The sequence below is a fragment of the Carboxylicivirga sp. genome (assembly GCF_982718395.1).
In genome coordinates this window covers 1-13,282 of the sequence record NZ_CEXQWX010000030.1, presented here as the reverse complement: position 1 = coordinate 13,282, position 13,282 = coordinate 1, and the positions used below count along the sequence as shown (strand labels likewise).

The 13,282-nt window shown below is 33.7% G+C and carries 13 protein-coding genes; all 13 read right to left on the bottom strand.

From position 1 onward, the window contains the following. Nucleotides 1-95: 95 nt before the first annotated feature. A complete protein-coding gene (locus tag AC4MRQ_RS07870) occupies nt 96-1,208 on the bottom strand; it encodes a glycosyltransferase (RefSeq protein WP_491197115.1) in 1,113 nt (370 codons plus the stop codon). Beyond that, nucleotides 1,201-2,265 carry an acyltransferase family protein gene (locus tag AC4MRQ_RS07865; RefSeq protein WP_491197114.1) on the bottom strand — a complete coding sequence of 355 codons (1,065 nt, stop codon included), beginning with the start codon at nt 2,263-2,265 and terminating at the stop codon, nt 1,201-1,203. Before AC4MRQ_RS07865 ends, AC4MRQ_RS07870 begins: the two co-directional genes overlap by 8 nt. Nucleotides 2,266-2,268: 3 nt before the next feature. Further along, nucleotides 2,269-3,585 carry an O-antigen ligase family protein gene (locus tag AC4MRQ_RS07860; protein ID WP_491197113.1) on the bottom strand — a complete coding sequence of 439 codons (1,317 nt, stop codon included), beginning with the start codon at nt 3,583-3,585 and terminating at the stop codon, nt 2,269-2,271. A 4-nt stretch (nt 3,586-3,589) separates the two neighbouring features. Next, a complete protein-coding gene (locus tag AC4MRQ_RS07855) occupies nt 3,590-4,660 on the bottom strand; it encodes a glycosyltransferase family 4 protein (RefSeq protein WP_491197112.1) in 1,071 nt (356 codons plus the stop codon). A gap of 2 nt (nt 4,661-4,662) precedes the next feature. Next, nucleotides 4,663-5,763 carry a glycosyltransferase family 4 protein gene (locus tag AC4MRQ_RS07850; RefSeq protein ID WP_491197111.1) on the bottom strand — a complete coding sequence of 367 codons (1,101 nt, stop codon included), beginning with the start codon at nt 5,761-5,763 and terminating at the stop codon, nt 4,663-4,665. A gap of 42 nt (nt 5,764-5,805) precedes the next feature. Next, on the bottom strand, nt 5,806-6,747 hold the full coding sequence (locus AC4MRQ_RS07845; protein ID WP_491197110.1) for a hypothetical protein: 942 nt from the start codon (nt 6,745-6,747) through the stop codon (nt 5,806-5,808). Continuing rightward, nucleotides 6,735-7,901, bottom strand: a complete 1,167-nt coding sequence (locus AC4MRQ_RS07840; protein ID WP_491197109.1) for a polysaccharide pyruvyl transferase family protein — start codon at nt 7,899-7,901, stop codon at nt 6,735-6,737. The genes AC4MRQ_RS07845 and AC4MRQ_RS07840 overlap by 13 nt, the downstream gene beginning before the upstream one ends. Further along, complete coding sequence (locus AC4MRQ_RS07835; protein WP_491197108.1) at nt 7,894-8,655, bottom strand: glycosyltransferase family 2 protein; 762 nt, start codon at nt 8,653-8,655, stop codon at nt 7,894-7,896. Before AC4MRQ_RS07835 ends, AC4MRQ_RS07840 begins: the two co-directional genes overlap by 8 nt. Further along, entirely contained in the window at nt 8,639-9,919 is a 1,281-nt protein-coding gene (locus AC4MRQ_RS07830; RefSeq protein WP_491197107.1) for a glycosyltransferase, read from the bottom strand. Before AC4MRQ_RS07830 ends, AC4MRQ_RS07835 begins: the two co-directional genes overlap by 17 nt. Then, nucleotides 9,909-10,844, bottom strand: coding sequence for a sugar transferase (locus tag AC4MRQ_RS07825; protein WP_491197106.1), 936 nt, complete (start codon nt 10,842-10,844; stop codon nt 9,909-9,911). The genes AC4MRQ_RS07830 and AC4MRQ_RS07825 overlap by 11 nt, the downstream gene beginning before the upstream one ends. A gap of 79 nt (nt 10,845-10,923) precedes the next feature. After that, nucleotides 10,924-12,132 carry a TDP-N-acetylfucosamine:lipid II N-acetylfucosaminyltransferase family protein gene (locus tag AC4MRQ_RS07820; RefSeq protein ID WP_491197105.1) on the bottom strand — a complete coding sequence of 403 codons (1,209 nt, stop codon included), beginning with the start codon at nt 12,130-12,132 and terminating at the stop codon, nt 10,924-10,926. Then, entirely contained in the window at nt 12,101-12,658 is a 558-nt protein-coding gene (locus tag AC4MRQ_RS07815; protein WP_491197104.1) for an acyltransferase, read from the bottom strand. Before AC4MRQ_RS07815 ends, AC4MRQ_RS07820 begins: the two co-directional genes overlap by 32 nt. A 32-nt stretch (nt 12,659-12,690) precedes the next feature. Next, the coding region (locus AC4MRQ_RS07810) for a DegT/DnrJ/EryC1/StrS family aminotransferase (RefSeq protein WP_491197103.1) at nt 12,691-13,282 on the bottom strand (592 nt) is incomplete at its 5' end.

The following is a 13,282-nucleotide window of genomic DNA, read 5'->3' as shown; positions in this document are numbered from 1 at the left end:
ACATTGTAGCCTTTTTTTCACATTGCATTCGCATTAAGACAAAAAAAGACCTTACACAATCGAAAGGCCAATTTCATGTCGTCATATACGACAATTTATCCAAACAAAAGCTGATAATCAGCTTTTGGGGTATATGACTTTAAGTAATCTTTTAAATAGGATTGTGTCCCCTGAGCCATTTTCTGATAATCATCATTATTTAGTTCAATTAACTTAGTAAGCTGCTCCAACCATTCATCTTTATTCAGGCTTAAGTTAAAACCGGCCTGCATAGCTGACAGATTGCTCCAGGGCGTATAATGCGAAATGATAGCAGGTTTACCAGCTGTTAGTGCTTCAAAGATGACATGACCAAAGTTTTCTCCTAAGGTCGGCAAAATAAAGCAATCATATGGAAGCAATGCTTTGACCACATCTTTAGGAGCCACCGGACCAACATACTTTACACGAGCTTTGTTCTTTTCGATGAGGGGCTGGCACTTTTCCCAATAGGGATGATCTTTTATAGGACCAATGATATCCAGTGATACTTTCAAATCCTGGTGATTGTCCAGCAATTCAAGAAGAAACATTAAATTCTTTTTCTCGGTAATTAATGAGAGAAACACCAGTCTTAATTGTCCTTTTTGCTTTGAATGTTCCAAAGTTGCAAAATCGGGTTGTAATGGTGGCGTATCTTTTGCCAGAATAACCTTACTGCTTCTGAAGTGTTTACCAATATCCTTTACTTCCTGTTCATCAGTAGCATGCCAATATAAGCGCTTTAATAAACCACTTGTTTTAATGACAGTAAGATACAGTTTCTTTTTAAGGGCCTTAACCTTTAGTGCACCGGCATGCAGCATACCTCTCGGAGCTATGATAACCTTATTTTTAAATCCTTTTAAAGCCATAATTGGCTTCAAAAAGAACTTATTACCATAGATGCCATTGATATATACCTTATCTGGTACTATATCATCCAACAACGCTTTTATGGATCTATAATCTTCTGCACTCGAATAGTAAATTTGGATGGTGTCACTATATTTTACCCATTGATTGACTTTTACATTCAATTGTGAACCGTCTAAATCATAACAGCTGGTATAGATATAAAAGCTGTAATTATTAAGGTTACAAACCATGTTACTAAGAGAACTAACAATGCCTCCGGCTTTTTCGGCAGGAGTGAAGTAGGGGTAGATGATGAGGATTTTATTAGGCATAGCTATTTTTGTTTAAAGGTATTCTACCTCCAACTAATACATTGTATCCGGCTGGAAATATTCGAATTATTATATTGGCCAAAATAAGACTTTGACATAAAGTTAAGAGCGGTGCCAGTAAATACACTATAAAGTGTGATAATTCTGAAGAGTTCAAAACGGCTAATAGCCACTTCTTGTTAAAAGTTAACATCGGCTCATGAGACAGAAAAATCCAAAACTTATATCGATTAATCAAAGACATCATTTTATTCTCAAAACTAATACGATTAGATATAATCCAAACTAAAGGAATACAGATGATTATAGCTATCTTGCCCCAAAGATAAGAGATCGTATAACTTGCATTGATTGATAAATATGTTTTAAGAGAAACTGATAATATACCTACGATAAACAAAACAATTAAATTAATCTTATAATTTTTCGTTTTGTTTAAAGCAAGGCTTATACCTATTGCATAGAAAAATACCCCTTCAAAAAAATACTCGCTAAGCCCGTTATATCCTCCCGATTTCAACCATAATAAGCCTAAAACACTTAATGAAAAATACGGGTTTAATTTATTAATTAAAAACCAAATTACAGGAGCTAAGATGCTACATATCAATAATATTTGGAGAAACCAAAGCTGGTAGGGTACAGGAAATACCAATAGTTTGATAAACACATCATACAGGCTAAGTTTTTCAATACTAAAACTGTTGAAATAATTACTGGTTACAGGTATAAATTTACCTGTCATAAATAAAAGAAAGCCCCCTAAACTCCATACTAAAAATGGTATGCCAAGCGAACGTATTCTTTTTTTTAGTTGTCCTGTGAAAAATGAATGGGAGACGTTTTTATTGTTAAAATACAAATAGCCGGAAACAATAAAAAATATGGGAACAGCTGTTCTCGTTAGTCCATTTGAAATAAAATTCTGAATAATAAATGATAGGGTATAATTACTATTAGCTGCTTCGTAATTATAACTATGAAGAAATATTATCAACAAAGTACATATAGTTGTCACCTTGTCTATATTTTTCCCCAACAGGTTATCTTGAATCATACTTTAATTAGTTACGGATCTGCCTATCAAATACTCAAGCATTGTAATGTACAGCAATAAAATAATTAGGGAAAACGAAAGGTTTCCAAGTAAAAAAGCTTCAAAGAAAGAACCTGCTATTAAGGAGATAATACCTGTTGCCACAACTTTATATTCATCACTATTATTGATGCTTTTTGAAAAAGACTGCTTTAATGCAATGATTGATAATTTAATCAATCTTGTACCAAATAAGAAAAGGGGAATGAATCCTATAAGCCCCAGTGAAGAAGCGGTTGCTAACCAGGAATTTTCACCAAATCCGATTCTATCACCAATAACAGGTTTACCAAAAATAGGATGATATGTAAAGGTTTCCCACATTCCTTTCCAGGCAGCAGAGCGAGTATCTTCCAATGAACTGAGCCTGCCAAATGCGGTAGATGTTTCATCATTTAAAGCAATGTAGAGGTTAATTTCATCATAGAATACTAAGATAATGATGGCACAAAAAGCAGTAAGTGTAGTTAATAAAGGAGATCCTTTATAGATGAATAAGGATACTGTAATAAAGGCCATTAATAAGCCGGTTCTTGAGCCTGTCAGGATTAGGGCATAAATGTTAAGACCTAAAAATACACAAATAAAAGCCATCCTCAATGAAATCTTATATCTACTGATCATATACATATAGGCAGGAATTGACGAAGCAAGTAATACTGCGGCATGTTGAGGATTTCCCGTAGTACCCAAAAAACGACCATGCAGGAAAGTAATGGGATACATATCAATATATGCCTGATAGAAATTTGTCGTCAGGAATATAATATTCGCAATTAATATTGCATATACCCCATATTCAATGCTAGCCTGGTTTTGAATTAATGGACTTAAGCCATTTCTGACAATATAAATTACTCCTAAGAAAGTTGCAAATGCCATAATAGCAAACAGCATATTTCCTACTAATAAAATTTTCAGAAAAATAATTACTTGTACAACTACCAGAAATTGAATTGACGACTCATTGTTAACATACAATCCATTGAATAATTTATACTTATTTTTATGGATACTAATGACTATGCCAATTAGGGTTAAAATAGATAATGGTCTGCCATTATCTCTTATGGTTTGCAGAAAAGGGATTAAAGCAGGTGGTTCATCAGTCCATTGATCAAAGAACTTAGCTAAAGAAGAAAAATACATCAAAAAAGCCAGTAATAACCATAGGTAGCGAATGTCTTTATTGACCTTGGCAACTAACCATAACAGCAAGCTTATAAATACAATACCATATATTGAAGATACAAAGGCTAATAATTGTCCTACAAATCCCATGCAACTAGTTTAAAAGCATATCTTCCCATTTCTTAACCCACATTTCAGCAGAATAACCTTCTACCATCATTGAGGCTCTCTTTCCCCAATCAGGCAATTTATCGTAGTATATATTATGTATAGCATGCATTGCTTTGGCCAGTTCATCAGCAGAGTCACCAGACACAACTATACCGTTATATAAGTTTCTGACGTTTTCAACAGTAGATCCACAATATTCTGTTGCAATAACGGGTAAACCAGCTGCACATGACTCTAAGACAACAAGTGGCCAGGGATCAAACTTACTTGGTAACACCATAACGCCAGCTTCCTTCATTTCATTAATTACTTCAGAAGGTTGGATAAACCCTTTATCAATTATTCCTGGCTGATCATCAATTAGTTTTTTAAGTGGTCCTTGTCCACAGCATATAAGCTCCCAAGGTTTTTCATCACCACACATTTCACGGTATGATTTATAAGCCTCAACCAATGAATCGATTGCTTTAACTTTTGTGTATCTACCCAGGAATAGAAATTGTTTAGGCCAGATTTTTTCTTTTTTACTTTCAATAACAGTTTTTAAATCCTTGTGGTTAATACCATATTGTCCCCTATATATCTGGCTAAAAGAAAAACCCAGGTGATTGGCGTATTGCCAACTTCGTTCGCCACTGACAACAACTTTTGATATTCTCTTTAGATAGGGTTTTAAAACATAGGGTGCCAGTTTTTGACGAAAAGTACCCCAATAAGGTGTATCCATTCCCATAATAAACTCAACAGAATTCAGTTGTTGAGTGAAGGCTAACTTTCTATATGGTTTATGAAACCATCCGGGTAAATAGATAACGTCAGGTTTTTGTTCTAAAACAAGATTTAAAATCTTTTTAAAGTCATTCCTTTCATCAATATCCAGCAAATAGGAAGGAACTTCCTTTAACAGGTTGTTTGAAAATGCAGTTTCCGTTTTAGCCTGAAAGGCTATGATAAACTGGTCAATTTCCTTACTATTTTGCATAGCTTGCCAACAAGATGCCATATATCCCGAGATGTCTGTCCAGCAAATTACTACCTTCTTCTTTTTAATCATGTTTAGATTATTTCTTTTAGATTAGATTCTACATTATTGGAAATTTTGTCCCAACTATAATTTCGGGCATATTCTTTACCTGGTATCTCAAACTCTTTGCGTAATACCTCTGATGTTTTTATGTATTCCATAATTTCATTGGTATTACAAGGATCAGTGATGACACCATATTTGTTTACAATTTCAGGTAAACTTGCTCTATTACTTGCAATAACAGGCGTCCCTGCAGCCATAGCTTCAATAGCAGGGATGCCAAAGCCTTCATACAGAGATAAAAACAGAAGTGAGCTGGCATGTCTCATTAGCCTTGGCAATTCCAGGTCTTCCACCATTCCCAATAGTTCAATATTGTTCAACTCTTTCGCAATATTATTGTATTTTACTTCTTGCTCACCTGCTACTATAAATTTTAAATCAGGTATTTCCTTTTGTGCCTTTTGTGCAACTTTTATAACGTAGTCAGCTCCTTTCTTGTAGCGTAAACCTCCTACGATGAACACGTACGGGTAATTAAAAGGTGATGTTTCATTTCCAGCTGTATTGAAGAAACCTTCTTCAACTCCATTTCCAACTACAAATATTTGTTCGTCAGGAATGTTCAGAAGCTCCATCATTCTATTCTTACTAAATGTTGATACAGTAAAAATTGGAACTTTGTTTCTAACAATTTTCTTAATCCAAACCATCCATTTTTTCCTGAATAGCTGATGTTGCCTGGAGTTTGACCACTCTAAATTAGTTTCAAAAGCCTGTATGTCGTGAATGGTAATAACAAGTGGTTTGTTTTTAAGTGGGATATAGGTTTCTTCGGGGCAATACACCACATCAGCATCCTTTACATACTTATCCATATAGGGATAACCAGCTGTTTTCCATATTCTTTCAGTGATATTTTCAGGAAACGGGAAACTACGAATAGGTAATTCATTTAATGGAGTATTTCCAATCAGTTGATCATTTTTTGAGTTTATCCACTGCCTAGCGACTAATAATTCAACTTCGTGCTTATTCCCCAAATTATAAAGGATATTATTCATATGTCTTCCAACCCCTGTACAAGGAAGAAAAGCTCTTTGCGGGTGAATATAGGATGTAATTTTCATTGTTTGAATTTAGTCAATTTGTCTTGTGACTGAAATTAGTACTTAGTTAGCTTTTTTTAGCCGGTGATAAAGCTGATTAATATGCCTGTTTCTTATTAATAATTGTGGTAAAAGGAAAACTACTTTAAATCGGAATATTATTTTTTTAACGAATGAATAATCAGAGAATTTAAGGAATAACGCTGATTCAGGCATTATTGGAGACAAAGGATATCCGGCCCAATGCAACAAAAAAAGTCGTTTTTTATGATCTAAACCACCGTAATTCCATAATCGATATTGCAGGCTTGAATCTATATAAATATGTCCACCCTGACCAGCCCATGCGCAGTGACAGAAGTCTTCAACTAATTCAGACTGTTTGACCAGTTTAATAGACTTCCTATCGCAACAGTAGTTAATAAAAGCCTGATCAGAATTTCTGGCATTCAACTGGTTTCTATATTTTAATGCTTCTTTTCCATATTGTTCAAATTCTTCAAGTGTAAAAGTTCCTTTTTTTGACGTCCACGCTCCTGACAGAAAACCTTTACTCTTACCATTGTTTATCAGTTCAGTTCGTAATGGTCCATAATTGTATACTTGGTCAATGGCAGTATCGTTATACAACAAATCATTACCTGTTTGCCCCAATAGTTGTAGAAAAGGTTTTAAATCGGATAATATTACAAAACGCGCATCTATATACATAAAGTGGTCCAGTGGTCCCCAAAAAGCAGCGTATCTTCTAAACCAGTTTGGACCATAACTACTATACCCCAATTCAAGAGATAGGCCAATCTTTTCAAGACGAGTAAAACTAGTGTCAAGATAAACGTTAAAGTTATATTTTGATGACAAACTATTTAGTTTACTGTACTTATCATCAAAAGGAATAAGAAATAATTCGAGCTCTGGGTTAAATTGCCTGAAACTATTTAAAAAAGCAACCGCCCAATCGTAAACAGCATCATTTGCTGAAAAGTAAACACCTATTTTATCCATTGATGAAGATTAAGGTTTTTTGAAATACAAGTTTTTGTATCTGCCCATATTCGTTGAAGGATTGATGGCTCTATATTAATAAACGTTTCAGAATTGATAAACGTCTCAATTTTACTATGGTTTTTATTAACCAGATCAAATATGGATAAAACGCCATCATCAGAAAGTTCCAATTCATTATAAAGATCAACCGATTTATTGCAATACAAAAATGCCTTACACGGAATTTGTAATGATAAGGCAAACACCAGCGCATGATAGCGCGATGCAATCATCATTTCCAAACCATTTAAAACAGATAGAGTTGAGTTCAAATCTTTGAATGGTATACACTTAACTTTACATTCCTTTAAAACTGTTCGTGCAAATAAGTCATCTTCAATTGCGAATGGAATATGAACAACCTTATATCCAAGCTTAGTATACCTATCAATCAGATCTTTAAACAGATCAACATACCATTTTCCAAGCTGCGGTATGGCATCATATTGTTTCGGGTTATTTTCTTTTAAATAGGATGCTCTTCCGTGACCTGGGACAAAGTTTTTATACTTATCCAATTGCATATAAAAACTCATCATATTGATACCAATTGTTTTTCCATTTGATACGGTTACAGCACCAACATTCTCGTTTGGTAACCATGAAAAGACATTATCCAAATGGTATTTGCTAATGCTTTGTGATAATACATCAGCTAAGTAGTTTTGCCAAACTTTACTTCGCGAACTAATACAATGACATTTTTTTAACCAATTCTTTACTTTATCCTGAAGGTGGTGAATTTCACCTTCCCAATCCATACCAATAAAAGCAACATTTTCAGGACAGCTATTATACTTTTGGTAGATGTTGATAATATTATCATTGGTTCCCGTTGCTCCTCCACATACAATAAGATACTTGGCTTTAGCAGTATAGCTGATGTTATAGATATTGCTATAAAAATAATCAATTTGATTTTCCTCCAAAAGAACACCAATTGATTTGCCTAAGGCATTGTCGCCAATGTTTAAACCATGTAAAGCACCTGCAATTTCTACTTTAGCCACCTTTTTGTCAAAGGTGCTTTTAGTATTCCTTGTATGCAAGAGCTTTCCAATATAGTATCTTAACAATTCTGGTATGCGAGTCTTATATATAAAATCAGGCATTGTTCCGGGGAATAAAAATCCTTTTAATTCTTTTTCTGATAATATTATACCATATCATTTTAAAGTAGTAGATCAATGAGAGATGATATGGTAAAAATGTCTTGGCTACTTTTATTCTGTCGTTAATAAAGTCCATTGGGTTTCTGCCCACTTCACCACCCGCTTCAAAATAGGCAATTGGTGTATCAATTATTTTCTCAATCAACTTCCCTGAACGAAATAATTCAGCAAGATGAATATGATCGGCGCACCAGGGATGACTGGTGTCATAATTTGTATCTTCAAATAAACTACAGTGGTAAAATAATGATTGATGACAGCTGGGCATATCATAAGGAATATCTGAAAGAGGCCTTGGCAAAATCATCTTTGCATCACCACCTGGGAAGTATATTTTATATCCACCGTAAACCAGAGTATAGTTAGTATGAAAAAACTCAGCCACATTCTGAAGTACATCGTCATTAACCAGATAATCACCTGCGTTTAAAAAATACAGCCAATTACCTTTTGCCAGTTTAACCCCCTTATTCATGGCATCATAAATTCCGTTGTCCCTTTCTGAAATACCAGTACAAAAAGGCGCATAGTTCTTATTTATAAATTCATAGGTGCCATCGCTAGACAGACCGTCTACAATAATTATCTCCCAGTTTTTATAACTTTGCTTTAGGACACTTTTAATAGTTTTGTCAACTTTATCAATACAATTGTAAGTGGGGATAATTATAGATACCTTATTCTTTTTCTGCATTATAAATACTAATAATCTTTTCTGTTTGAGAAAAAGGGGAGAGCATTTTTATTAATTTTTCTCCTTCTTCGCTTTGATAAAATCTCTTTACACAATTATTGTGAAACAAATGATAATTGATTTCCTCAGCCATTCTATTGCAATTGTAGAGAGGAACAATTGATCCGTTTACCCTATTTTTTATGAAATCATTAGCGACACCGATATTAAACGCAACAATCGGAGTTTGACAACAAATAGATTCATTTATCATCATTGGACCCGAGTCCTCAATAGATGGAGAAACAAAAATGTCTGCAGCATTATAACACAAATTCAATATCTCATCGGAATTAATAGCACCCATTGATTTAACTTCATAACCTATTTCTGCATAGATATTTTGATCTGAATCATGACCTGCTATTAATAAAACAATTGATTTTATCCCAATTCTTTCTTTTAATATTTTTAATGCTTTATTCAAATACACAATTCCTTTTCGAACTTCGCTATGCCTGCTAACTCCAAAGAAAATTACCTTTTTATTAGGACTAATGCCAAGCTCTTTTTTGGACTTATCTTTAGATAATGACTTAAATACTTTTGTGTTTATTGAAAGAGGCACATAATTAATATTTTTATTTTTGAAGTTACTACTAGCTTTTGCTTGTTTATAGAGTTCGGAGGTAGGAGCAATTATATTTAAATTAGTTTTATTGTAGTAACTTTGCCTATATTCATGTGTAGTCTTAACGATTCTTTGAAACTTCTTATTTTTTGATATGGGACATTTTCTACAAACAGATGTATATTGCTGACAATCCCAAGTGTAATGACATATACTAGTTAATGGCCCTTTATCCAATAGATTCCAAAATATTTTAGCACCAGTTAAATTCTGTAATTTTTGAATATCACCAGCAGCTAAATAGGCAGTTACCCAATTTAATATTATTATATCAGGCTTAAAGGATGCATAATATCTTAATTCCTTTTTCGGTAGTTTTGATTTTTTCTCATTAAACCATAGTGCATAATATTGTTGAGCAATATTTTTAGGCCTATATCTTAATTTATTCCCAATTCTCTCTAATAGCATTGGTTCTATAGATTCTCTGTAAGATATTGAATTTCGGATTTTTTGCCTGTTGGGATATTTAGTTACAATATAACTATTAAAGTCCTCTTCCAAGAATGCTTCATGTAGCCTTTCAGCTGCTTTATAAGCACCACCTGATGGATTCGTATTGAAATGAAGTATAGTGATTTTATTATTTACCATGTTTATTTAATATCCTCAAAACTAATCTCTTAATTAAATTTGGTCTTAGTGACTTATTATAACTAATAAACTTATTATGCATTTTTATATTGTTAGCAATACCAATGGCAGGAGGAAGTACCACGTTATGAAGTTTAAGTTCCTTATGATGAAACAGATTCGTTTCTCCACAATGTTCTCCTGATCCATCATGACCAATATTTTGTACGAAACTATAAGGTGGAAACAAACCAAAACCATTTTTAAGAAAAACACTTGTATACCACCTAATACCCCAACTATTATTCTTACCATTTATAAAATCGTTGAGCATCTTAAAATAATTGTAACTGTTATGCCAGTTAAACCTTTTTAATTCAGAACTTGGAAGACTTTTTAGTCGCCTTAAAAGGTAATTGGCATCACTATTAAAATATTTCCAAGCCCTTTTCCATGTTCCCCATCCCCATGTAGAAGTACCATTTTCAATAAAGAAAGCCTTATCCCCTTTATTCTTAAAGGGTGGAAGATAAGCATTGATACTCATACAGGATATATTGTTATTATACTTCTCCAAAGCTTCATTCATATAATTGAGGAATCCTCGAGATGTTACAATATCATCTTCCAATACTATAATCTTGCCATGTTGGTTAACTGTTTTTGTAACCCCCTCAATAATTGAATTAGCCAGTCCCATATTTTCTTCAGATTCTTTAATAATAGTTCGCCCGCACCAACTCTTTGATTTTACAATGTTTCTGGTTTCCTGAATCGCTTTTAGTTCTTTTTCACCAGCTCCAAATTTTGGCCCATCGCAAAAAACATATAAGATTGACTCTTTAGCAAGGTCATTGTATTCCAGCGCCTGTAAAGTTTGTAATGTATGTTCAGGTCTATTATATACAAATAAGGCAATGGGAGCCAGGCTTTCGTTGACGTTCATTCTTTTGAATTTGATTTTATGGTCGCATGTAACAGGTAAAATTTAATAAACCTCGTGTAAGAGGTTGCATAATAAAATTTCACATACTCGTCTCATGTGATTTTGTCTTTGTTAGATAATCGACCAATTCTTTTGTTTCTTTTAATACCTGTTTAGCACCATATAGTTTTTCGAGGATGGGGCGATTATGGTTGGCCAGTGTCTGATGGTTTGGCAGAGATGCGTAATTTTTGATATCACTCACTTCAAACACTCTGATATTATGCTCTTCAAAAAATTGCCAGGCCAGGTTCTTTCTATTTAAATAAACACGAGCACCTTTCCATAATGCAACTAATATGTTACCCATTGCCTGTTGTCTATAATGATTCATAACCACATTTCCACAACTTTTCATCATCTGAGAGTAGTCCTTCAGTGGTATAAAATCAGTAAGCGGCTTGAATTTGTTTCCAAACATCATATTTCCTCTTTTAATGACTACCTCTGCATAGCCAGGTTCCCCATATGAAAGGGGTACAATAATCTTGCAAATATTTTTTTCAATCCCATTTAAGTAATTAAAGGCTTCGAGGTGATTATTGCTTGCAGTAGCTGAGTTGCCAATCAGGAAATTATTTCCGTCACATATATCATTATCTTTTGAGCAATGCTCAAACATGATATACTTATATGGCAGATATCTCATTTTTTTTCCATAATACCTATTTATCAATGGCATTTCATTTGGCAGTACTGTAGAGATACTGGTAATTTTTTGAATTAAAGAATGGTATTGGTGATGACCAATAATTTTCCTCTTCTTCAAATATAATGAATCCCATAAATATGGAAAGAAGCGCTCCATAAACTCACCAATAATACCATTTGCATTTTGTCTTTTAGCAATAATTTTTTTCGAACTATGATGGTATATTTTGGATTTTAATTTAGGGTGGATGTATAAATCACCTCCCCAACTCATCCAATGAAAATGAATATTTGAAGAAGCTCCCTCTAATATCTTAAGCTTATAAGGAGATATCAGATTATGCAGAACTATTGCATCGAATTCGTTTAATTTGTTCTTCAGAGACTCGAAAACTTCACCATCAACGGTGCTGGTGATTATATTCTTGTTAAAGCCATTAATGTGTTGTAAAGGGGCGTCATCTTTTTTCTTAACAATAAAGTAAAGATTTTCATTCTCAGCCACCATCTCAAAGCACTTTATAATATGATTGGTGAACTTCTCATCTTCTGTCAGGTGCAGTATTTTAATGCCTTTTGTGTTCAATTTCTTGTGCAAATTTCAATAAGTTTTGGCTTCGCTTCTTAATAGGCTTTACGGGTATTCCGGCATATATTGTCCAGGGGACTAACGCTTTATTAATTAATGACATTGCTCCAACGGCTACACCCTCACCAATGGTAACGTTAGGAAGAATCGTTGTGCCTGCTCCAATCTGGCTGAATCTATTAATCGAAACTTTGCCACCAACAACATTCGTATACTCATCAGGAACCATTGGACTAATTAGATAATTGCCTGTAAAGTCATCTGATGCACTAAAAATTGTGCATCGCGGAGATAACCCCGTATAGTCTTGCATTTCAATACCAAACTTACCATAAAGCGCAGAATATGCCGAAATGTGTATATAACTGCCCAAGATTATGTTACCTGATAATATACAGAAGTCATCAATACGAACATTGTTTCCAATGCTAATTAACTCCGGGCTGTATATGGATGCTTTATCTGATATTAGTACATCATCGCCATAACTTTTAAGTCCTAAATTTGCTAGTTGATCTTCAGTTAAAAATCCCATGACAATATTAATTTAACAAATTATTGATTAATCTAATATGTGGTTTGGTGTTGAATTGCACTCTTAATAATATTGCATATAAGGCCTATTTCTTCAACCGTTAAATCATAATAAATTGGGAGGCATAATATCCTTGAAGCCAAATTATCACAGTTTGGTGTTTGTTGTTTTTCAATATAGTCCAATTCTGCAAGAGAAGGGTAAAAATATCGACGTGAATAAATTTTATGCTTTGCTAATTCATCAAATACTTTTACACAATCAGCCTCTGTATTGAAAATAACAGGATAGTAACTAAAGTTATAAAATGTATTATTGGGAATAATTGGTCGTTTGATACCTAGCGGCAATAAATAGCTGTCATATTTTTGGCTATCAAAACGCCTTTTCTCAATTATTTTATCGATATGCGGTAAGTTAGCCAGGCCCATGGCTGCATGAAACTCAGAGTTTTTACCATTAATTCCTACTCCGTTAAATTTATCAGCTCCATCATGTCCAAAATTACGCATGTATGACATACGTTTCAAAAGGTCGTAATCTTTGGTTATTACAGCCCCTCCTTCTATTGTGTGAAACAATTTTGTGGCATGTGTACTTAAAGTACTAATGTCGCCATAGTTT

What these genes read in the sequence shown, in the direction of transcription:
- AC4MRQ_RS07870 (WP_491197115.1), bottom strand. Translation starts at nt 1,208, where the DNA reads ATGCCTAATAAAATCCTCATCATCTACCCCTACTTCACTCCTGCCGAA.
- AC4MRQ_RS07865 (WP_491197114.1), bottom strand. Translation starts at nt 2,265, where the DNA reads ATGATTCAAGATAACCTGTTGGGGAAAAATATAGACAAGGTGACAACT.
- AC4MRQ_RS07860 (WP_491197113.1), bottom strand. Translation starts at nt 3,585, where the DNA reads ATGGGATTTGTAGGACAATTATTAGCCTTTGTATCTTCAATATATGGT.
- AC4MRQ_RS07855 (WP_491197112.1), bottom strand. Translation starts at nt 4,660, where the DNA reads ATGATTAAAAAGAAGAAGGTAGTAATTTGCTGGACAGACATCTCGGGA.
- AC4MRQ_RS07850 (WP_491197111.1), bottom strand. Translation starts at nt 5,763, where the DNA reads ATGAAAATTACATCCTATATTCACCCGCAAAGAGCTTTTCTTCCTTGT.
- AC4MRQ_RS07845 (WP_491197110.1), bottom strand. Translation starts at nt 6,747, where the DNA reads ATGGATAAAATAGGTGTTTACTTTTCAGCAAATGATGCTGTTTACGAT.
- AC4MRQ_RS07840 (WP_491197109.1), bottom strand. Translation starts at nt 7,901, where the DNA reads ATGCCTGATTTTATATATAAGACTCGCATACCAGAATTGTTAAGATAC.
- AC4MRQ_RS07835 (WP_491197108.1), bottom strand. Translation starts at nt 8,655, where the DNA reads ATGCAGAAAAAGAATAAGGTATCTATAATTATCCCCACTTACAATTGT.
- AC4MRQ_RS07830 (WP_491197107.1), bottom strand. Translation starts at nt 9,919, where the DNA reads ATGGTAAATAATAAAATCACTATACTTCATTTCAATACGAATCCATCA.
- AC4MRQ_RS07825 (WP_491197106.1), bottom strand. Translation starts at nt 10,844, where the DNA reads ATGAACGTCAACGAAAGCCTGGCTCCCATTGCCTTATTTGTATATAAT.
- AC4MRQ_RS07815 (WP_491197104.1), bottom strand. Translation starts at nt 12,658, where the DNA reads ATGGGATTTTTAACTGAAGATCAACTAGCAAATTTAGGACTTAAAAGT.